The organism is Nocardioides furvisabuli (assembly GCF_021083185.1).
Lineage (GTDB): Bacteria > Actinomycetota > Actinomycetes > Propionibacteriales > Nocardioidaceae > Nocardioides > Nocardioides furvisabuli.
In genome coordinates this window covers 153,687-174,369 of record NZ_JAIGQB010000006.1, presented here as the reverse complement: position 1 = coordinate 174,369, position 20,683 = coordinate 153,687, and the positions used below count along the sequence as shown (strand labels likewise).

19 protein-coding genes are annotated in these 20,683 nt (G+C 72.4%); 7 read left to right on the top strand and 12 right to left on the bottom strand.

Going from position 1 to position 20,683, the window contains the following annotated elements; translation table 11 throughout:
- Positions 1-11: 11 nt before the first annotated feature.
- Positions 12-1,697, bottom strand: a complete 1,686-nt coding sequence (locus K4G59_RS13780; RefSeq protein ID WP_231251638.1) for a ribonuclease J — start codon at positions 1,695-1,697, stop codon at positions 12-14.
- Positions 1,698-1,728: 31 nt separating this feature from the next.
- A complete protein-coding gene (gene dapA, locus K4G59_RS13775; RefSeq protein ID WP_231251637.1) occupies positions 1,729-2,619 on the bottom strand; it encodes a 4-hydroxy-tetrahydrodipicolinate synthase in 891 nt (296 codons plus the stop codon).
- Positions 2,620-2,700: 81 nt separating this feature from the next.
- On the opposite strand from dapA, the gene K4G59_RS13770 reads away from it, so the two are divergent.
- Entirely contained in the window at positions 2,701-3,501 is an 801-nt protein-coding gene (locus tag K4G59_RS13770; RefSeq protein ID WP_231251636.1) for a nucleotidyltransferase domain-containing protein, read from the top strand.
- Between the two features lie 31 nt (positions 3,502-3,532).
- On the opposite strand, the gene K4G59_RS13765 is transcribed toward K4G59_RS13770, so the two are convergent.
- The 5 genes from K4G59_RS13765 to K4G59_RS13745 all read right to left on the bottom strand — a co-directional run bounded on the left by K4G59_RS13765 (position 3,533) and on the right by K4G59_RS13745 (position 6,679).
- Complete coding sequence (locus K4G59_RS13765; protein WP_231251635.1) at positions 3,533-3,937, bottom strand: NUDIX hydrolase; 405 nt, start codon at positions 3,935-3,937, stop codon at positions 3,533-3,535.
- Between the two features lie 264 nt (positions 3,938-4,201).
- On the bottom strand, positions 4,202-4,555 hold the full coding sequence (locus K4G59_RS13760) for a GntR family transcriptional regulator (protein WP_231251634.1): 354 nt from the start codon (positions 4,553-4,555) through the stop codon (positions 4,202-4,204).
- The gene (locus K4G59_RS13755) at positions 4,552-5,052 is read right to left on the bottom strand and encodes a dihydrofolate reductase (RefSeq protein ID WP_231251633.1); all 501 of its coding nucleotides are present in this window, start codon (positions 5,050-5,052) and stop codon (positions 4,552-4,554) included. The genes K4G59_RS13760 and K4G59_RS13755 overlap by 4 nt, the downstream gene beginning before the upstream one ends.
- A gap of 9 nt (positions 5,053-5,061) precedes the next feature.
- Positions 5,062-5,856: a thymidylate synthase gene (locus K4G59_RS13750; RefSeq protein WP_231251632.1), complete on the bottom strand. Its 795-nt coding sequence runs from the start codon at positions 5,854-5,856 to the stop codon at positions 5,062-5,064.
- Positions 5,857-5,887: 31 nt separating this feature from the next.
- Positions 5,888-6,679, bottom strand: a complete 792-nt coding sequence (locus K4G59_RS13745; RefSeq protein ID WP_231251631.1) for a class I SAM-dependent methyltransferase — start codon at positions 6,677-6,679, stop codon at positions 5,888-5,890.
- Positions 6,680-6,885: 206 nt separating this feature from the next.
- On the opposite strand from K4G59_RS13745, the gene K4G59_RS13740 reads away from it, so the two are divergent.
- Positions 6,886-7,869, top strand: coding sequence for a glycosyltransferase family 2 protein (locus K4G59_RS13740; protein WP_231251630.1), 984 nt, complete (start codon positions 6,886-6,888; stop codon positions 7,867-7,869).
- Positions 7,870-7,883: 14 nt separating this feature from the next.
- Here the strand turns inward: K4G59_RS13740 and K4G59_RS13735 are convergent, their stop codons facing one another.
- Genes K4G59_RS13735 through gcvT form a run of 3 tightly spaced genes read right to left on the bottom strand, consistent with a single transcriptional unit; the run spans position 7,884 to position 10,144 of the window.
- Positions 7,884-8,744 (bottom strand): hypothetical protein, encoded by an 861-nt coding sequence (locus K4G59_RS13735; RefSeq protein ID WP_231251629.1) that lies wholly within the window; start codon positions 8,742-8,744, stop codon positions 7,884-7,886.
- 37 nt (positions 8,745-8,781) lie between these two features.
- Positions 8,782-9,033, bottom strand: coding sequence for a hypothetical protein (locus K4G59_RS13730; RefSeq protein ID WP_231251628.1), 252 nt, complete (start codon positions 9,031-9,033; stop codon positions 8,782-8,784).
- Between the two features lies 1 nt (position 9,034).
- Positions 9,035-10,144 carry a glycine cleavage system aminomethyltransferase GcvT gene (gene gcvT / locus K4G59_RS13725; RefSeq protein ID WP_231251627.1) on the bottom strand — a complete coding sequence of 370 codons (1,110 nt, stop codon included), beginning with the start codon at positions 10,142-10,144 and terminating at the stop codon, positions 9,035-9,037.
- Between the two features lie 54 nt (positions 10,145-10,198).
- Between gcvT and K4G59_RS13720 the strand changes: the two genes are divergently transcribed.
- Positions 10,199-11,707 carry a leucyl aminopeptidase gene (locus K4G59_RS13720; protein WP_231251626.1) on the top strand — a complete coding sequence of 503 codons (1,509 nt, stop codon included), beginning with the start codon at positions 10,199-10,201 and terminating at the stop codon, positions 11,705-11,707.
- Positions 11,708-11,725: 18 nt separating this feature from the next.
- On the opposite strand, the gene K4G59_RS13715 is transcribed toward K4G59_RS13720, so the two are convergent.
- Positions 11,726-12,097: a hypothetical protein gene (locus K4G59_RS13715; RefSeq protein ID WP_231251625.1), complete on the bottom strand. Its 372-nt coding sequence runs from the start codon at positions 12,095-12,097 to the stop codon at positions 11,726-11,728.
- 97 nt (positions 12,098-12,194) lie between these two features.
- Between K4G59_RS13715 and lpdA the strand changes: the two genes are divergently transcribed.
- The 4 genes from lpdA to K4G59_RS13695 all read left to right on the top strand — a co-directional run bounded on the left by lpdA (position 12,195) and on the right by K4G59_RS13695 (position 20,101).
- The gene (gene lpdA, locus K4G59_RS13710) at positions 12,195-13,622 is read left to right on the top strand and encodes a dihydrolipoyl dehydrogenase (protein WP_425572358.1); all 1,428 of its coding nucleotides are present in this window, start codon (positions 12,195-12,197) and stop codon (positions 13,620-13,622) included.
- A gap of 57 nt (positions 13,623-13,679) precedes the next feature.
- Positions 13,680-15,557 carry a 2-oxoglutarate dehydrogenase, E2 component, dihydrolipoamide succinyltransferase gene (gene sucB / locus K4G59_RS13705; protein ID WP_231251624.1) on the top strand — a complete coding sequence of 626 codons (1,878 nt, stop codon included), beginning with the start codon at positions 13,680-13,682 and terminating at the stop codon, positions 15,555-15,557.
- Positions 15,558-15,669: 112 nt separating this feature from the next.
- Entirely contained in the window at positions 15,670-19,179 is a 3,510-nt protein-coding gene (locus K4G59_RS13700; RefSeq protein ID WP_231251623.1) for an ATP-binding cassette domain-containing protein, read from the top strand.
- Between the two features lie 31 nt (positions 19,180-19,210).
- The gene (locus K4G59_RS13695; RefSeq protein WP_231251622.1) at positions 19,211-20,101 is read left to right on the top strand and encodes a TIGR01777 family oxidoreductase; all 891 of its coding nucleotides are present in this window, start codon (positions 19,211-19,213) and stop codon (positions 20,099-20,101) included.
- Here K4G59_RS13695 and K4G59_RS13690 read toward each other — a convergent pair.
- Complete coding sequence (locus K4G59_RS13690) at positions 20,047-20,637, bottom strand: hypothetical protein (RefSeq protein ID WP_231251621.1); 591 nt, start codon at positions 20,635-20,637, stop codon at positions 20,047-20,049. The two genes, K4G59_RS13695 and K4G59_RS13690, sit on opposite strands and share 55 nt — an antisense overlap.
- Positions 20,638-20,683: the final 46 nt, after the last annotated feature.

Below are 20,683 nucleotides of genomic sequence, written 5' to 3'. Positions count from 1 at the left end.
CTCTAGGGCGCTCAGGCCTCGATCACCACAGGAATGATCATCGGGCGACGACGGTGGGCGCGGTTGACCCAGCGGCCCACGACGCGGCGTACGACCTGCTGGAGCTGGTAGGAGTCGGTGGCGCCGTCGGCGATCGAGGCGTTGAGCGCCTCGATGATCGGCCCCTTGATGTCGTCGAAGGTGGCCTCCTCCTCGGCGAAGCCGCGGGCGTGGATCTCCGGGCCGGAGACGACCTTGCCGGTCACCGAGTCGACGACCACGATGACGGACAGGAAGCCCTCCTCGCCGAGGATCCGGCGGTCCTTCATCGAGGCCTCGCTGATGTCGCCGATCGTGGTGCCGTCGACGAAGACGTAGCCGACGTCGACCTTGCCGACGATCTTCGCGACGCCGTCGACGAGGTCGACCACCACACCGTCCTCGGCCAGCACGACGTTCTGCACGCCGGTGGCGCGGGCCAGGTCGGCGTTGGCGCGCATGTGCCGGACCTCGCCGTGCACCGGCATGACGTTGCGCGGCTTGACGATGTTGTAGCAGTAGAGCAGCTCGCCGGCGCTGGCGTGGCCGGAGACGTGGACGAGGGAGTTGCCCTTGTGGACCACGTTGGCGCCCAGGCGCGAGAGCCCGTTGATGACGCGGTAGACGGCGTTCTCGTTGCCCGGGATCAGGGAGCTGGCCAGGACCACGGTGTCGCCGGGCTCGAGGTGCACGAAGTGGTGGTTGTTCTGCGACATCCGGCTGAGCGCGGCGAGCGGCTCGCCCTGCGACCCGGTCGAGATGAGCACCTGCTTGTGCGGCGGGTGGTCGGCGAGCTCCTTGGCCTCGACCATCACGCCGGGCGGGACGGTGAGGTAGCCGAGGTCCTGCGCGATGGCCATGTTGCGCACCATCGAGCGCCCGACGTAGGCGACCTTGCGGCCGTGGGCCACCGCGGCGTCGAGCACCTGCTGGACGCGGTGCATGTGAGAGGCGAAGCAGGCGACGATGATCCGCTGCTCGCTCTTGGCGAAGACCCGGTCCAGGACCGGGCCGATCTCCTTCTCCGAGGTGGTGAAGCCCGGCACCTCGGCGTTGGTGGAGTCGGTGAGGAACAGGTCCACGCCCTCGTCCCCGAGGCGGGCGAACTCGTTGAGGTCGGTGATGCGGCCGTCGAGCGGCAGCTGGTCCATCTTGAAGTCACCGGTGTGCAGCACCACGCCGGCACCCGTGCGGATCACGACCGCGAGGGCGTCCGGGATCGAGTGGTTGACCGCGACGAACTCGAGCACGAAGGGCCCGAAGGTGATCGTCTGCCCCTCGGCGACCTCGTACTGCGCGGTCTCCTTCAGACGGTGCTCGCGCAGCTTGGAGCCGAGCAGCGCCAGGGTCAGCCGGGAGCCGACGAGCGGGATGTCGCCGCGCTCGCGCAGGAGGTACGGCGTGGCGCCGATGTGGTCCTCGTGGCCGTGGGTCAGCACCAGCGCCTCGACGGCGTCGAGGCGGTCCCGGATCGGGTCGAAGTCGGGCAGGATGAGGTCGACGCCGGGGTGGTGGTCCTCGGGGAACAGCACGCCGCAGTCGACGATCAGCAGCCGGCCGTCGTACTCGAAGACCGTCATGTTGCGACCGACCTCGCCCAGTCCGCCGAGCGGGATGACCCGCAGCCCTCCGGCCGGGAGGGGGGCGGGCGCGCTCAGGTCGAGGTGGGGATGGCTCAAGGGTTTCCTTCGTTCGTGAGGAGGGTGGTTCTCACAGGAGGCCGGCGGCGGCGAGCCCCACGCGGAGCGCGGTGACCTCGTCGTCGTCCAGGGCGACCAGTGGGCCGCGGACGCGGCGGTTGTCGAGCACGCCGAGGAGCTCGAGGGCTGCCTTGGCGGTGGTGGCTCCGTAGTTGGGCACGCCCATCACGGCGTCGAAGGCCGGGATGAGCGAGGTGTGGATCCGCAGGGCCTCGGCGTGGTCGCCGTCCGCCCAGGCGCTGAGCATGGACGCCAGCTGGTCGCCGGCGGCGTGGGCGACGACGGAGACCAGGCCGACCCCGCCGTAGGCGAGGTAGCCGAGGGTGTTGGCGTCGTCGCCGGAGTAGACCGCGTAGCCCATGTCGACGAGCTGGGCGGTGCGGGCCAGGAGACCGGTGGCCTCCTTGACCGACGTGACGTGGTCGTAGCGGCGCATCGCCTCGTAGGTCTCGAGCTCGATCGTCGTCGCGGTGCGGCCCGGCACGTCGTAGAGCATCACCGGCAGGTCGGTGGCCTCGGCCACCGCGCTGAAGTGGTGGCGCAGGCCGACCTGGCCGGGCTTGTTGTAGTAGGGGCTGACGAGCAGCACGCCGTCGACACCGACCTTGGCCGCCTGCTCGGCGAGCTCGACGGAGTGGGCGGTGGAGTTGGTGCCGACGCCCGCGACCACGACGGCGCGATCACCCACGGCGCCGTGCACCGCGCGCAGGATCTCCCCGTCCTCGGCGACCGAGGTGGTGGGGCTCTCCCCCGTCGTGCCGCTCACGACGAGGCCGTCGTTGCCGTGCTCGACGAGGTGGGCGGCGATGCGCGCCGTGGCGTCGAGGTCGACGGTGCCGTCCTCGTGGAAGGCAGTGGCCATCGCGGTCAGCAGCCGGCCGAACGGGACATGGGTACTCACGTGCGAAGGTTATCGCTCCCCCGGCCCCGAGTCGTCGGCGGCGACACGCGAGGCGCCGCCGGTCGTGCGAGCATGACCGGCGTGACGCTGGTCCTCGATCTTCCCGCCTGGCTCACCGCCGGGCAGCGGGACACGATCTCCGCCCTGGCCGAGCGCAACGACGCGGCGCACGGGGACGACCTCCTCGGTCTCGTGCTCAGCGGCTCGGCCGCCCGTGGCCTCGCCACCGAGCGCTCCGACCTCGACGTGGTGGTCGTGCTCACCGACGACGCCGCGGAAGGGCGCTCGACCGACAAGTCCCCCGAGGTGGACGAGATCGTCGACTCCTGGTCCGAGCTCACGACCGTCCCGCCCTTCGGCACCGAGCACTGGTGGTCCCGCTGGTCCTACGCGTGGGCCCCGGTGCTGCTCGACCGCACCGGCGGCGAGCTGGCGGCAGCCGTACGCCGCCTCGCGACGGTGACGCCCGAGGAGGCCGACGCGGTGCTGATCGAGCACGACCGGCTCGACGGCTGGGTGAACTTCGCCTACCGCGCGCTGAAGAGCGTCCGCGACGGGCGCTCGCTCGAGGCACGGCTGGACGCCGCCGAGTCGGTGCCGTGGCTGCTCGACGTGGTCTTCACGATGGCCGGGCGGGTGCGCCCCTACAACAAGTACCTGGCGTGGGAGCTGCGCACGCACCCGCTCGAGGACTGGCCCGCCGACGAGCTGCTCGGGCTGGTCGAGCGCTCGCTCGACGGCGACGCGGACGCGCTGCGCGAGACCTTCGCACGGGTGCGCGCTGCGTGTGCGGCGTACGACGATCGGCGCGGGCACACGCGCACCACCGACATGGTCGACGGCTGGCGCGACCAGCTGGCCGTCTTCGAGGACCGCGCCTAGCTGCATCCGACCCCGGCCCGGTGTCGCCAGGTCAGGGAGTCGTCGACGTGGCGCGGATCATCGGGAGCACGTGGTGCTCGAGCATCGGAGCGAGGTCGTCGGGGTGGTCGGTCACCGGGGTCCACCGCACCTCCGCGATCTCCGCCGCGGCCACCGGCTCAGCGTCGGACTCCACCCAGAACACCGTCGAGTGCAGGGTGTGCCCCGGCTCGTTGGCCGCCTCTGAGAGGAACTCGCCCAGCAGCGTCGCCGACGCCAGCACCAGGCCGACCTCCTCGCGCGCCTCGCGGAGCGCGGCGTCGTACGCCGACTCCCCCGGCTCGAGCTTGCCGCCGACGAGCATGAACCGCTCGGTCCCGCGCTTGCGGACCGTCAGCACGTGCCCGTCGCGCACCAGGGCGACGGCGGCGACCACGATGTCAGCGACCGGTTCCACGTCCGCGAGCCTGCCACGGACGGACTGGACAGCACGCAGCCACCCTGGCCGGGGCTTACCCGCGGGTGGCTGCGTGGTGCTGCTCGCCGGTCCGTCAGCCGCCTCTCGGCGTAAGGCCGCTCGCAGCGGCAAGGGGTGAGGCCCGGGGGCATGATGCGGAGCCAGCTGGCGGGTGCAACGAGGTCTGCGGCGTCGGCATTCCAGCGCACCCGGCCAGTCCGATGTGAGGTCGCGCACGCGCGGGACGGCCGCGCGGCGAGGGCGTCAGCCGGAAGCGAGCGCGCGGCGAGCGGCCTCGAGGGCGTCGGCCTCGGACACACCCAGCGTGCGCACCGTGGCGGCGTACGACGCCGCGGCCTCGCGCAGCGATCGCTCCACGCCACGGCCCGCGACGAACGTGCCGGCGCGACCGCGGGTCTCGACGACACCGAGCGCCTCGAGCTCCTTGTAGGCCCGGGCGACGGTGTTGGTGGCGAGGTCGAGCTCGGCCGCGAGCGACCGGACGGGCGGCAGGCGGAAGCCCGGCTCCAGGACCCCTGCGTCGACCTGGCCACGGATCGCCTCCCGAACCTGCTCGAAGGGCGGCACCCCCGAGGTCGGGTCGACGGCGAGCTTCATGCCGCGGGGTCCATCCGCTCGAGCCAGACGCGCTCGTAGCCGTCGAAGCTCTCGCGGGCGGTCTCCACCCAGTCCCCGGCGGCGTACTGCGGGTAGTGCACGTCCCCCGCTGGCTCGAGGTCCACCTCGGTCAGCACCTGGTGGGTGGCGTGGGGCAGGAGCGCGGCGTAGACCTCTCCCCCGCCGGCGACCATCAGGTCGCCGGCCTGCTGCGAGGCGAGGTCGAGCGCCTCGTCGACGGTGTGCGCGACCAGCACGCCCTCGTGGGACCAGTCGGCGTGGCGGGTCAGCACGATCGTCGTACGCCCCGGCAGCGGCCGGCCGATCGACTCGAAGGTCGTGCGGCCCATCAGCAGGGTGTGCCCCCAGGTCAGCTCCTTGAACTGCGCCTGCTCGCCGGGGAGCCGCCACGGGATGTCGGGGCCGTTGCCGATGACGCGGTTGCGGGCGTGCGCGGCGACCAGCACGACACGTTGATCTGGACGCGGACCGGTCACGGTGCCTCCTCAGACTGCAATGGGCGCCTTGATGCCCGGGTGGGGGTCGTAGCCCTCGACGGCGATGTGCTCGAGGTCGAAACCGTCGATCTCGGTGACCGTGGGATCGAGCACGAGGCGCGGCAGCGGCCGCGGGTCGCGGGCGAGCTGGAGCCGGGCCTGCTCGACGTGGTTGAGGTAGAGGTGGGCGTCGCCCATCGTGTGCACGAACTCCCCCACCTCGAGACCGGTCACCTGCGCGACCATGTGCGTCAGCAGGGCGTAGGACGCGATGTTGAAGGGCACGCCGAGGAAGGTGTCGGCCGAGCGCTGGTAGAGCTGGCAGGAGAGCCTCTCCTCTGCCACGTAGAACTGGAAGAGGGTGTGGCACGGCGGCAGCGCCATGTCGTCGACGTCGGCGACGTTCCACGCCGAGACGATGTGGCGGCGCGAGTCGGGGTCGGTGCGGATGCCCTCGACCAGGCGCGCGACCTGGTCGACGTGGCGGCCGTCGGGCGTGGGCCACGAGCGCCACTGGTGGCCGTAGACCGGGCCGAGGTCGCCGTCGTCGTCGGCCCACTCGTCCCAGATGGTGATGCCGCGGTCCTGGAGCCACTTCACGTTGGTGTCGCCGCGCAGGAACCACAGCAGCTCGCCGAAGACCGACCGGGTGTGCACCTTCTTGGTCGTCACGAGCGGGAACCCCTCGGCGAGGTCGAAGCGCATCTGGTGGCCGAAGACGCTCAGCGTCCCGGTGCCGGTGCGGTCGCTCTTCTCCACTCCCTCGTCGAGGATCCGCTGGAGCAGGTCGAGGTAGGCGCGCACGGGACGACTGTACGACGTCCGGCGACCCCTCCTAGGACCGCGGCACGCGCGCCTCGACGAGGACGCACTCGACGTCGAAGGCGAAGTCCCCGTCCTGGTCCCGATCCTCGCGCCACGGCGCACCCAGCGCGTCGTACGCCGTGCGCAGGCGGGTTCGCACGTCCTCGGGCTGGGCCCGCCACACCACGCCGAAGTTGCCGACGGTGGTGAGACCCGCCCACAGGTCGTCGGGCGCCACGCGCCACGTCCACGCCAGGGTGCGGGCTTCGGTCACGGCGAGCCCGGCCTCCTCCATCAGCCCTGCGAGCCCGCGGGGCGAGCGATCGAAGTCCCGCTCCTCCGGCAGACGAGGCGCGGGTGGGCGCTCGGCGCCGGCCTCGTCGAGGAGCCCGTTCCACATCACACCCTGCGGCGGCGGCGTACGCCCCCAGATCGTCGCGCGCACCATCCCGCCCGGCGCGGCGACACGAGCCAGCTCGCGCGCGCCTGCGCGGGGGTCATCGACGTGGTTGAGCACGAAGCCGGCCGTCACGGCGTCGAAGCCGTCATCGGCGAAGGGCAGGTCCGGAAGGCCACCGGCCACGACGTCGTCGCCCAGCCGCTCCGTCGCGAGGGCCGCCATCTCCGGGTCCGGCTCGACACCGATCGCCTCGAGTCCGCGCTCGCGCGCCTCCGCGACGAGCGCGCCCGTCCCGCAGCCGACGTCCAGGAGGCGGCCGCTGACCGGGAAGCCACCCACGACCTCCGGCACCACGCCCTCGCACAACCCCGCGAAGCTCTGCGCGTACGCCCGAGCCACACCTGTCCACAAAGCCTCAGCCACGGCCGGGAGGCTACGCGCTCACCTCAGGCGGACCGAGCCGTCCGCGCCGGGATCCAAGTCTATTCTCCGCTTCCGTCCGCGGGCCCAGCAGTTCCGGGCATAGTAGGGCGCGTGAGAAGCCAGAAGGGACGGGGCCCGTCCCATTGCCTCCTCGCCCGGGACACCGACGGTCGAGGACGAGGCACCCCGGCCCAAGGGATGCCGGCGTGAGCCGGGCAGACAGCGTCTCGGTGGTGATCCCGACCTACAACCGAGCTCACTGCATACGCCGGGCGGTCGAGAGCGCGCTCGACCAGAGTGCTCCCCCCGACGAGGTGCTCGTGATCGACGACGGCTCGACGGACGACACCGAGTCCGTCGTGAAAGCCATTGAGAGCCCGATTGTTCGATACGTCAAGAAGAAGAACGGCGGTGTCAGCGCCGCTCGGAACCTAGGTGTCGACCTGGCAACGGGGCATTGGATCGCCTTCCTGGACTCAGACGACACCTGGCGCCCCACGAAGCTCGAGCTTCAGCTGCGATGCCTGTCGGCCACCGGGAGTTCCGTCTGCTTCACCGGTGTTGCCGCCGAGGGCGGAGAGCGGCCGGACGGGATCGCTGAACTCGACCCGGACCTGCCGGCCGACGAGTGCCGCAGCTATCCACGGCCCGTCGAGTTCATCGCCCGCTCCCTGATCCACCCACTGGTCGTCTCTCTCATGATCAGCAAGGACGTTCTGATCGATGCTGGGGGCTTCGACGAAGACATGGTCGCTGCCGAGGATACGGCTCTGTTCTACGACCTGACGTGCAAGCACGACATTGCGCTGCTGAACACCCCGCTCGTCGACATCACGACCGATCGGGTCGTCGCTGGCCTGAGCGACCAGCGGAACGCCGGAGCGGCCGCCGCACGCCTGGACTGTGCCATCCGCGTGCAGGCGAAGGCACTCGGACACATCAGCGGACAAGCCCTCCATCCGGAGGAGCGCATGGCCTCGATGCGCATCGTGCGGAAGAGGCTGGCCTACTTCCTGAGCCGCCGCTCCGAAGTCGCTCATGCCATGGGTGACCACATCGCTGGCAAACGACTGGCCAAGGAGGCGATGAGCCTCGTTGGCGACAGACGCACCATGGCACGAAGCCTGATGCTGACGTTCGGCTACCGATGGCTGGTTCCACGACTGCGGAGGAAGTGGCCCAGCGACTGACCCCGCGCGACGGATCAGCGCAACCGGATGGTGCCTGCGGCGCCGACCACCGTCAACGGCGCGTCGCACGATGACACCGTGCGACAGACCAACACTGCTCGGCGACCCGACTCGGACTTCCGGATCGCCTCCTGGGTGCCGTACCGGCGTGACGAGTCGATCAGATGCGCCCACCCGCCCTCGGGGAGCGGGACGCTCTGGATGCGCACGTCGTAGCGCCCCGGCGGCAGGAATGCCGGGGCCGGGGTCGGCGCGTCGAGCTCGGCGGGGGCCTCGTCGAGCGGCTGCACCTCACCGTCCGGCTCGACCCGGAGGAGCTCGCCGTCGGACAGGCGCACCGCGACGTCCGGGCCGTCGGCGACGAACGCCTCGACGTCGGTCAGCTCGACCACCACGTCGGCGAGGTGGAGCTCGCCCTCGGCGTACCAGTTCACGGGAAGCGGGTTCGCCTCCTCGCGGACCGCGGGCGGTCGCGGCTGCGCCGCCCACCACGCCCAGCCGGCCGCGAGGACGGCGGCGACCACCAGCCCCGTGGCACCGCGTCGCAGGCCGCGACGTCGTCGAGCGCCACGCTGCACCTCCGCGCGCGCCAGCCAAGGGTCGGCCGCGTCCCGCGGGTCGAGGGGGCGTACGCCGTGGGGCGCGGGCTCGCCGGGACGTGCGGCCAGTCGCGCCCGCTCGCGCACCTCCGCCCACAGGCTGACGTCGACCTGCTCGTCGCGCACCCGCCGCGACCAGCCACGGCGGCTCGCCAGGAGCACCTCGGCGACGGCGAGCCGCGCCTCGTCGGGTGCGACGCCTTCATCCTCGAGCCCGCCGACCAGGTCCGGCCAGCGGGCAGCGACGTAGTGGTCGAAGTCGGCGTCGGCGCTCACATGAGGTGGTTCGGCACGACGACGGTCCGCGGATGGCTCAGGCGCTCAGCGACATGGGGCCGTAGACCTGGCGGTCGTGCTCGAAGAGGGTCACTGCGGCCACGCCGTGGTCGGCGAGCTCGGCCCAGATCTCCCCGACCCACGACTCGGCGTCGCCCTGGGTGGAGAAGCGCTGGTCGGCGTGCTCGGCCACCTCGACCGTCGCACCGTCGGCGTCCTCGAGGCGCCACCACCACGGACGCTCGGACGCCGACGGCTGGCGGAAGGTGGGCGGCTGTCCGGGGAGCACGTCAGGACTCCTTCACCGACGGGTCGACGAACGGCGGCTTGACCAGCTGGAAGATCTCGCGGCGGCCCCGGACGTCGACCCCGACCTGGGCGTCCTCGGCCACCGTGGTCGGGATCAGTGCGAGCCCGATGCCCTTCTTGAGCGTCGGGGAGAACGTGCCCGACGTGATGTCGGCGAGGGGGACGTCGTGGGTGAGGGTCACGCCCATCCCGGGACGCGGGATCCCGCGCCCGACGGCGACCAGCCCGCGCAGGCGGCGCTTCGGGCCCTCCTCCTTGACCTCGAGCACCGCGTCGCGGCCCCAGAAGGCGTCCTTCTTCCAGCCCACCGCCCAGGACAACCCGGCCTCGACCGGGTTGGTGTCGAGGCTGATGTCCTGGCCGTGGAGGGGGTAGCCCATCTCGGTGCGCAGGGTGTCGCGCGCACCCAGCCCGCAGGCGGTGATCCCCCACTCCTCACCGGCCGCCATCAGCTCGTCCCACAGCTGCCCGGCGGTGTCGTTGACGACGACGAGCTCGTAGCCGCGCTCGCCGGTGTAGCCCGTGCGGCACACCACGACGCCGACGCCGGTGTCGCCGAGCTCAGCCTCGACGAAGGACATGTAGCCGTGGCCGGTCGGGAGGCCGACCTTCTGCAGCACCTCGTCGGAGCGGGTGCCCTGCACGGCCAGCACGGCGTAGTCGTCGTGGTGGCTGACGACCTTCACGCCCTCGGGAGCCTGCTCCTGCAGGCGGCGCACGACCTCGGCGGTGTTGGCGGCGTTGGGGATCAGCAGCACGTGCTCGTCGTCGTGCCAGTAGGCGATGAGGTCGTCGACGATGCCACCGGACTCGTCGAGGCAGAGCGTGTACTGCGCCTTGCCGGGCTCGATCTTGGCGAGGTCGTTGGACAGGGTCGCGTTGACGAACTCGGCAGCACCCGGTCCCGACACCATCGCCTTGCCGAGGTGGCTGACGTCGAAGATCCCGACGGCCTCGCGCACCGCCGTGTGCTCCTTGACCACGCCGGTCGGGTACTCGAGGGGCATCGACCACCCGCCGAACTCGGCGAACTTCGCGCCGAGGGCCTCGTGACGGTCGTGGAGGGGCGACTGCTTCAGCGATCCGGCCATGGCTCGAAACCTACCGCAGCCTGCGGACAGCCAGACCTCCCCTAGCATGCCCGGGTGACCTCGTACTCCCTGCGCAGCGCCAGCCCCGCCAAGACCCGCGCCGACGCCGTCGTGGTCGGCGTCGTCGCCACCTCGGACGGACCGCGGCTGTGCGACGCGGCCGACGACGTCACCCAGGCCTACGGCCGGCGGCTGCGCGCGTTCCTGTCGACGATGGGCGTCACCGGCAAGGCCGGTGAGGCGGTCAGGACTCCGACCCGCGACGAGGTCAACGCACCCCTCCTGGTCTTCGTCGGGCTCGGCGACGACGCGACCGACCCCGTCGCCGTACGCCGTGCTGCGGGCGTCGCCGCCCGCAGCGTGCCCAACGCCGCGTCGGTCGCCCTCGCGCTGCCGGCCGAGACCCCCGAGCTGGTCGCCGCGGTCGTCGAGGGCCACCGTCTCGGCGGCTACACCTTCACCGCCTACAAGTCCGCGAACAAGGCCGAGACCACCGAGCCCGCCGACGTCGTGGTGCTCACCCCGATCGCCCGTCGCACCGAGGCCGTCGCTGCGCTCGAGAAGGGGGAGGTCCTCGCCGATGCCGTCGCGCTGACCCGCGACTGGGTCAACACGCCCCCGATGGACTGCACGCCCCCGCTGCTGGCCGACCTCGTGACGAGCGCCCACAAGGCCGTCACCAAGGGACGCGGCGCGCCGAAGGTGAAGCTCGAGGTCTTCGACCACGAGCAGCTGGAGGAGATGGGCTGCGGCGGCATCCTCAGCGTCGGCAACTCCTCCGCGTCGCCCTCGCGCCTGGTGAAGCTCACCTGGGCGCCCAAGGACGCCGTGGCGCACCTCGCGCTGGTCGGCAAGGGTGTCACCTTCGACTCCGGCGGCCTCACGATCAAGCCGTCGTCGAGCATGGTCAACATGAAGGGCGACATGGCCGGCGCGGCCAGCGTCGTGGCCGCCACGCTCGCGATCGCCCGCCTCGGGCTGCCCGTCAAGGTCACGACCTTCGCCCCGATGGCCGAGAACATGGTCTCCGCGACCTCCACGCGCCCCGGTGACGTGATCACGATGCACAACGGCACGACCGTCGAGATCGCCAACACCGACGCCGAGGGCAGGATGCTGCTGGGCGACGTGCTGTCGCTGGCCGTGCTCGAGGAGCCCGACGTCGTCATCGACATCGCCACCCTCACCGGCCACATGCAGCTCGCACTCGGTGACAAGGTCGGCGCCGTCATGGGCACCGACGACCAGGTCCCCGCCGTCCTCGCCGCCGGCGAGGCAGCGGGCGAGCAGCACTGGCCGATGCCGATCCCCGAGGAGATGTCGGAGCGGATCACCAGCTCCAAGGTCGCCGACCTGCTCCAGCACGACTGGGTGCGGTGGGGCGGTGGCCTCTACGCCTCGGCGTTCCTGCGCGAGTTCACCGGTGGCCTGCCGTGGGCGCACCTCGACATCGCGGGCAAGGAGATGAACCTCGCCAGCCCCTACGGCCACGTGCCGTCGGGCGCCACCGGCTTCGGCGTCACGACACTGGTCGAGATCGCCCGGTCGCTGTCCGAGGCCTGAGCCCGGCTCGGGTCCCGCTCAGATCCCTTCGGCCTTCTTGCGCTTGTTGTAGTCGCGCATCCGCTGCGGCACGCCCACGACCGCGGCGTCGTACGACGGCACCTGATGGCGGTTGGCGAAGTCGTGGGCCCACTTCACGCTGGGCACCCGGCGACGCGTCCACTCACCGTCGTGCGCGACGAGGAGGATGGTGACGTCGCTGACCGCGGTGCGCGGCTCGACGAAGCCCTCGACCCCCTGACGAGTGGTCACGAAGCTCTCGAGGTGGCGCGCGTCAGCACCGTCGGAGGCGCGCACACGGGTGGAGCCGGTGCGGGCGGCGTCCCGCGCCGGAGCACTCGTACGCCCACCCGTACGCCCCTTGCGGCGGAATCGATCGAACAAACCCATGGCACACATTCTGCCCGGACGGTCCCCACCGCGCCCGCGGATCGCCGACGCCGACCCGCACCGACCGGGTGTGGACAGGCTCACGAAGAGTGCAAGGATGGGCGAGCCCATGCACGTGGTGTGCGAGTCGGAAGTGTGGAGGGAATCTGTGGCGGACGGTGAGTTCGACGTCCTCGTCCTCGGGGCAGGTTCGGGCGGATACGCCTGTGCCCTGCGAGCAGCCCAGCTGGGGCTGAAGGTCGGGCTGGTCGAGAAGGGCAACCTCGGGGGCACCTGCCTCCACGTGGGTTGCATCCCGACGAAGGCCCTGCTCCACGCCGCGGAGGTCGCCGACTCGGCTCGCGAGGCCGCGCAGTTCGGCGTCTCGGCCACCCTCGACGGCATCGACATGGGCGGCGTCAACGCCTACAAGGACAAGGTCGTCGACCGGCTCTTCAAGGGTCTCACCGGACTGATCACGTCGCGCGGCATCACCGTCATCGAGGGCACCGGCACGCTGACCGGACCCCGGGAGGTCACCGTCGACGGCACGGCGTACGCCGGCAGGGCCGTGGTCCTCGCGTCCGGCTCCTACAGCAAGTCGCTGCCCGGCCTCGAGGTCGACGGCGAGAGGGTCCTCACCTCCGAGCACGCCCTGCGCCTCGACCGCGTCCCTGCCTCGGCCATCGTGCTCGGCGGCGGCGTCATCGGCTGCGAGTTCGCCAGCGTGTGGAAGTCGTTCGGCTCCGACGTCACGATCATCGAGGCCCTCCCGCGCCTGGTCGCGGCCGAGGACGAGGCGTCCTCGAAGGCGCTCGAGCGCGCCTTCCGCAAGCGCAAGATCTCCTTCCTCACCGGCACGCCCTTCCAGAGCGTGAAGACCACCGACACCGGCGTCGCCGTCACCGTCGAGGGCGGCGACGTGATCGAGGCCGAGATCCTCCTCGTCGCGGTCGGTCGCGGCCCGTCGACCGACGGTCTGGGCTACGCCGAGCAGGGCGTCGAGATGGACCGCGGCTTCGTGCTCACCGACGAGCGCTGTCGCACCAACGTCGAGGGCGTCTACGCCGTCGGCGACATCGTGCCCGGCCTCCAGCTCGCGCACCGCGGCTTCCAGCAGGGCATCTTCGTCGCCGAGGAGATCGCCGGGCTCGACCCGCGCCCGATCGACGAGTCCGGCATCCCGCGCGTGACCTACTCCCACCCCGAGATCGCCTCCGTCGGCCTCGACGAGGCAGCGGCCCGCGAGCTGCACGGCGACGCGGTCACGACCGTGACCTACGACCTCGGCGGCAACGGCAAGAGCCAGATCCTCCAGACCCAGGGATTCGTCAAGCTCGTCGGGCTCACCGACGGCCCGGTCCTCGGCGTCCACATGGTGGGCGATCGCGTCGGCGAGCTCATCGGCGAGGCGCAGCTCATCTACAACTGGGAGGCACACGCCGAGGACGTCGCGCCCCTGCTGCACGCCCACCCCACCCAGAACGAGGCGCTCGGCGAGGCGCACCTGGCCCTGGCCGGCAAGCCCCTGCACGCCCACTCCTGACCCCCAGCTTTTCAGCTCTGGCCCCACACCTACCTACACGCGAGCGAAGGAACACCAATGGCCTCCGAAGTCACCCTCCCCGCCCTCGGCGAGTCCGTCACCGAGGGCACCGTCACCCGCTGGCTCAAGCAGGTCGGTGACACGGTCGCCGTCGACGAGCCGCTGCTGGAGGTCTCCACCGACAAGGTCGACACCGAGATCCCCTCCCCCGTCGCGGGCACCCTGCTCGAGATCACCGCCAACGAGGACGACACCGTCGAGGTGGGCGCGGTCCTGGGCGTGATCGGCGAGGAGGGCGAGTCCGCGGGCGACGCCTCCGACACCGCCGAGCCCGAGGCGCAGCCGCAGGACGAGGAGGAGTCGGAGAAGAAGGCCGAGCAAGAGGAGCAGGTCGCCGAGGAGACCGGCGAGCTGCCGCCCGGCGACGAGACCCCCGAGTCCGAGAAGGACGAGACCCCCGAGTCCGAGCCCGCCGCCGAGAAGGCGTCCGGCAGCTCGGGTGGCTCCGGTGGCGGCTCCGGCACCTCCGTCACGCTCCCCGCGCTGGGCGAGTCGGTGACCGAGGGCACCGTGACCCGCTGGCTCAAGCAGGTCGGTGACGAGGTCGCCGTCGACGAGCCGCTGCTCGAGGTGTCCACCGACAAGGTCGACACCGAGATCCCCTCCCCCGTCGCCGGCACGCTGCTGGAGATCAAGGCCGAGGAGGACGAGACCGTCGAGGTCGGCGCCGAGCTCGCGGTCATCGGCTCGGCCGACGACGCGCCCGCCCAGGCCGAGCCCGAGGCGCAGCCCAAGGACGAGGAGCAGGCGGAGCAGAAGGCCGAGCAGGAGGAGCAGGTCGCCGAGGAGACCGGCGAGCTGCCGCCCGGCGACGAGACCCCCGAGTCCGAGAAGGACGACGCCCCCGCCGAGGAGCCCGCCGCGAAGCAGGAGGAGCCGAAGCAGGAGGAGCCGAAGCCGGCTGCCCCCGCCGCGCCGGCGCAGTCCGAGGGCGGTCGCGACCAGACGGCGTACGTCACCCCGCTGGTGCGCAAGATGGCTGACCAGCACGGGGTCGACCTCGGCTCGGTGCAGGGCACCGGTGTCGGTGGGCGCATCCGCAAACAGGACGTCCTCGACGCCGCGGCCGCGGCGAAGGAGGCGTCGGCTCCGGCTGCTGCCCCGGCCGCGCCGGCTGCCGCCGCGCCCGCCGCGTCGGCTCCCGCCTCGTCCAGTCCCTCGCCGCTGCGCGGCACCACCGAGCCGCTCTCGCGCCTGCGCAAGGTCATCGCGACCCGCATGGTCGAGTCGCTCACCGAGGCCGCCCAGCTCACCCAGGTGATGGAGGTCGACGTCACCTCGATCGCCCGTCTGCGCGAGGCGTCGAAGGCCGACTTCCTGGCCCGTGAGGGCGTGAAGCTCACCTACCTGCCGTTCTTCGCCAAGGCCGCGATCGACGCGCTCAAGGTGCACCCCAAGCTCAACGCGGCGATCGACGCCGACAAGGGCGAGGTGACCTACTACGACCGCGAGAACATCGCGTTCGCGGTGGACACCGAGAAGGGCCTGCTCACGCCGGTCGTCAAGGACGCGGGCGACCTGTCCATCGCCGGGATCGCGAAGAAGATCGCCGACGTGGCCGAGCGCACGCGCACCAACAAGATCACGCCTGACGAGCTGTCCGGCGGCACCTTCACGATCACCAACCTCGGCAGCTTCGGGGCGCTCTTCGACACCCCGATCATCAACAAGCCGCAGGTCGCGATCCTCGGTCCCGGTGCCGTGGTGAAGCGACCGGTCGTGATCGACGACGCCAACCTGGGCGAGACGATCGCGGTGCGCCACATGGTCTACCTGTCCCTGACCTACGACCACCGCCTGGTCGACGGCGCCGACGCGGGCCGGTTCCTGCAGGAGGTCAAGAAGCGCCTCGAGTCGGGAGCCTTCGAAGTCTGAGGTTCGCCGTACGACGCCCCGTCCGCCACGTGCGGGCGGGGCGTCGCCTCGTCCTGCCCCCTCGGAAAACCACAGGCGCACTGTCAGTCCCACCACCTAGCCTGAAGGCACCGTGACCCTCACCGACACCACCCGGCCCACCGACGCGACCACCTCCTCGTCGGGCCTCCCTGCGCACCGTCGGCCGGTCGACTGGCGTCGCGTACGCCGCCCGCTGACCTACCTGTGCTTCTCGATGTCCCTCGTGGGCGCGATCGCCTCCGCGCTGGGCTCGATGGTCGCCGGTCGCCTCGCCGACGGCCCGACCGAGACCTTGCTGCTCCTGCTGGCGCTGTGCGTGGTGGGCGGCGCGGTCATCGACACCGTCGCCAAGACCATCTGGGCCACGATCTGCGACCGTGCCGAGGGCCAGCTCCGCTCGGACCTGCTCGACGCCGCGATGGCGCAGCCGCTGTCCGAGCTGTCCGAGCAGGCCGTCGGCGAGGTGCTCGACCGCATCGACGACGACACCTGGGAGGTCGGCCAGCTGATGCGCTGGGGCGTGTGGCAGGCCGCGCGCACCCTGCTGGCGTCCGGTCCGCTGTGGGTGGTCGCGTCGCTGACCTGGTGGCCGGCGGCCTTCCTCTTCCCCGTCACCGCGGTCGTCACCTTCCTCTCCATCCGCCGGCTCCTGCCGGAGGTCTCGGAGAAGAAGGTCATCGAGGAGGCTGCCTGGACCGACCACGCCGCCTCCACCGAGGAGGGGGTCGCGGCCCGCGACGACCTGCGCACGTCGTTGGGGCAGGCCCACGTCCTGCGCCGCAACGCCCACCTCGCCTCCGTCGTCCACCGCACGCTCGACGCCGTGCTGGCCGTCGAGGTCCGCATCACCCGTCGCAGCGGCGGTCTCCTGCACGGCGCGCTCGCCGCGGTCGGCGTGATCGGGGTCGCGCTCGTCCTGGGCGGCGACCTCTCCACCGCACGGCTGGTGACGCTCTTCCTCGTCACCACGATGTTCGTCGGCGGCGTCGACATGCTCGCGCGCCACCTGCCCGACCTGCAGGAGGGCTTCGGCGCGGTGCTGCGCCTGCGCGGCATGATGGCCGCGGCCGCCGAGCCGACGGGTGGCCGGCCGGTGCCCGAGGGGCCCCTCGACGTCGAGTTCCGCCACCTCGACTTCAGCTACGGCACCGGCACCTTCGCACTGCGCGACGTCGACCTGCTGCTGGCTGCCGGGCACACCTGCGCCCTCGTGGGCCGCACGGGCTCGGGCAAGTCCACCCTGGCCTCGTTGCTCTCGCGGGCCGTCGAGCCGCCGCGGGGCTCGGTGTTCCTCGGCGGGGTCGACGTCCGCGACCTCGACCTCCAGCAGCTGCGCTCGGCGGTGGGCGTCGTCACCCAGCGCACCGAGGTGCTGGCGGGCAGCCTCGCCGACAACATCGCCCTCTTCGACGACGTGCCCCGCACACGGGTCGAGGCAGCGGTCGCCGAGCTCGGACTGACGGACTGGGTCGCGGGACTCCCGGCCGGCCTCGACACGGTCCTCGGCCCGGGCGGCACGAGCCTGTCCGCGGGCGAGGAGCAGCTGGTCGCCTTCGCCCGTCTGCTCGTGCGCGACGTGAGCGTCGTCGTCCTCGACGAGGCGACGGCCCGGATGGACCCGGTCACCGAGGCGCGTGTGGTGCGCGCGGCCGACCGCCTCATCTCCGGACGCACCGGCATCCTGGTCGCCCACCGTCTCTCCACCACCGAGCGCGCCGAGCAGGTCGCGGTGATGGAGTCGGGCCGCGTCGTCCAGCAGGGTGCGCGCGCCCGGCTCGCCGAGGTGGACGGCCCCTTCCGCACCCTGCTCGAGGCCGCCGCCCACGAGTCGGTGATCGAGGAGCACCACCACGACGCCTCCACGATCGGGTCGGTGCGGCGCAGCACGACTCCCCCGCCCCCGCCCGAGCTTGCCCGCACCCCGAGCCTGGCGCGCCAGGTCCTGCACGCCATCAGCATCCAGCCGCAGTGGGGCCTGCTGGGCGCGTTCCTGTTCCTGGCCGCCTCGCTGACCGGTGCGTTCGGCGCCGTCACCGGGTGGATCTGGGGACTCGTCGTCACCGACCTCCAGGCCGGCGAGGACCCCGGCCTCCTGCTGGTCGCGCTCGTCGCCTCGCTCGTCATCGCCCCCTTCCTGCTGTCCCAGGCCTTCCGCACCTACCCCCACTGGTGGGTCGAGGTGCGCCTGCGGGTCAGGGCCGCCGTGCTCCACGGCCAGACCTCCCAGCGTCGCCTGCTCCGTACGCCTCCGGGCGAGGTCGTCGCCCGCACCATGGACGCCGACCGGCTCGCGCGCTACACCGACCGCTGGGTCGACTTCGTCAACGGACTAATGGTCGCCGCGATGACCGCGCTGATCGCCCGGACGTGGGTTGCCGGCGCGGTCCTGCTCACGGTCATGGTCGTCTCGGCCCTGGCCTCGACCCTGGGCCGCCGGGTGGCCGGTCGCTCGGCCGCCGCCGCATCCACGGCTCGCGCGCGGTTCGGGCAGTCGCTCGTGTCGGCGCTGGAGTCGGTGCGCACCGTCAAGCTGGCCGCCGCCACCCCGCAGGTGCACCAGCACCTGCGCGACGTCGACAGCGGCCGCGTCGACGCCGCGGTGCGCGAGCACCGCGTGCAGGCGCTGCTCGACGGCGTGCCCGTCGTGATGGTCCAGCTCGGCGTCGTCGCCGCCTGGGCCGGCCTGCTCACCGGCCGGTGGGAGCTCGCCACCGCGCTCCTGGTCGCCAACGCGGTCAGCGGCTTCGACTGGTTCGGCCGCGTCGCCGGCTCGGTCGTCACCGAGGCGCCCGGCACCCGCGCCTGGATGAACGCCACCAGCGAGCTCGCCGGCGGCGGCGACCTGATGGACCTCCCGCCGGGCGTCGACCTCGTCCGCGGCACCGGCCCGGACCCGGCGCCGGCACACCGCGACCCGCTGCGCACGCTCAGCCTGCGGGGGCTCGACGCGGTCCACGACGACGGCACCCTCGGGGTGCAGGGCGTCGACCTCGAGGTCCACGCCGGCGAGCTGGTGCTGCTGCTCGGGCAGGTCGGCTCGGGCAAGTCCAGCCTGCTCAGCGCCCTGGCCGGCCTGGTCACCAGCACCGGCGAGATCCGCTGGAACGACCAGGTCGTCGCCGATCCGCAGACCGCGCTGCGGCCCGGACGCGTGGCCCACGTCGCGCAGGTGCCGCGGGTGCTGTCGGGGACCTTCACCGGCAACGTCGCCCTCGACCACGCCGAGCGCGCTGTGCTTCCCTCCCTCGAGTCCGCCCGGATGGGGCGCGACGTGGCGGAGGCGGGCGGGCCGGACTCCCTCGTCGGGCACCGCGGCGTACGCCTCTCCGGCGGGCAGGTCCAGCGCCTGGCGCTGGCGCGGGCACTGGCCGCCGAGGCCGACGTGCTGCTCGCCGACGACGTGTCCTCGGCGCTCGACGCCGCCACTGAGGTCGAGCTGTGGCAGGCGCTGCGGGCGCGCGGCACGGCCGTGATCGGCGCCACCAGCAAGGCCGCTGCCCTTGCCCAGGCCGACCGCGTGGTCGTCCTCGACGCGGGGCGGATCGTCGAGCACGGGCCGTGGCACGAGCTGTCCGCCCGTTGGGGGCACCTGGCCGGGTGAGGGCTTTGGCCCCCGCTGGTTGGGTGGAGGCATGCGCGTCCTCATCGCCGGTGCCTCAGGGTTCCTCGGCACCCATCTGGCCACGCACCTGCGGGTGCACGGGCACGAGGTGACCGCGCTCGTGAGGCGCGAGCCGACCTCGGCCCACGAGTCCCGCTGGGACCCGAGCACCGGAGACATCGACGCCGCCGCAGTCGCCCGCACCGACGCCGTGGTCAACCTGGCCGGCGCCACGATCGCGGCCAACCCGCACTCGAAGAAGTACGCGCGGGAGGTGATGGACTCGCGCGTCTCGACCACGCGCGTCCTCGCGGAGACGATCGCGGCGGTCGAGCGCCCGCCCGCCTTCCTCGCCGGCAACGGCATCAGCTGGTACGGCGACCACGGCGACCGGCTCGTCACCGAGGACTCCGAGACCAGTGGCGACGCCTTCCTCACCCGGGTGGCGCGCGAGTGGGAGGAGGCGACCCGTCCGGCGCAGGAGGCCGGCGCCCGGGTGTGCGTGCTCCGCACCGCCCCCGTGATGGACCGCACCTCCCCGCCGCTCAAGCAGCTGCGGTTGCTCTTCCAGCTGGGCGGTGGAGCCCGGCTCGGGTCCGGCGAGCAGCACATGCCGATGATCTCGCTGCGCGACTGGGTCGGGGCCGTGAGCTACCTGATCGAGTCCCGCGACGTCTCGGGCGCCTTCAACCTCTGCTGTCCGCGCACGCCCACCAACGCCGAGTTCACCCGCACCTTGGCGTCCGCGGTGAAGCGCAAGGCCTTCCTCGCCGTGCCGGCGCCGGTCATGAGGGTCGGCGCGGGCTACCTGGCCCCCGAGCTCCTCGGTTCGGTCAACGCCCGCCCGGCGGCCCTGGAGCGGGCCGGCTACGACTTCGAGGACGAGGACGTCCGCGAGGTGCTCGCCGCGGCGCTCGCCTGATCGCGGGCCTCCGCGACCAGCCACGCCCGCCCCGGACGTACGAGCACGACCCTGCGCGTGGACGCCCGGTCCGTGGGCAGCGCCACCGGCCGCGTCCCGCCGACCGCTTGACCGGCCACCACCCGATCGGTGACGTCCAGCACCAGGCGCCGCTGCTCGCGTCGCACTACCGCGACCGCCAGGAGCTGCGTCGTGAGCCCCTCCACGGTGAGGCCGCGGTCGCGGTAGTGCCGGAGCAGGCGCACGTCCGCCGCCCCCGTGCGCGAGCCATCCGCGTAGAGCCCGGCCAGCGCATCGACGTCGCCAGCAGCCCACGCCGCGGAGCGGCGCGCGTCCCAGGTGGCGAGGACCGCGGACGCGCTGCCGGGCCCGGGCGTCCGCGCCGCCGAGGGCCGCGCCTCAGCGGGCCGGGCGGCCGCCGGACCGGACGAGCCGGTGGGGGTCTCCCCCGGCCGCGCCACCGTGACGACCAGGGTCGCCACGACACAGGCGCACGCGAGAGCGGTGAGCACGGGGAGCAGGCGTCGTGGGTCCACCCGACCACCCTCGCCGATCCTTGCGGGCGGCGTGGGCGTCATCCAC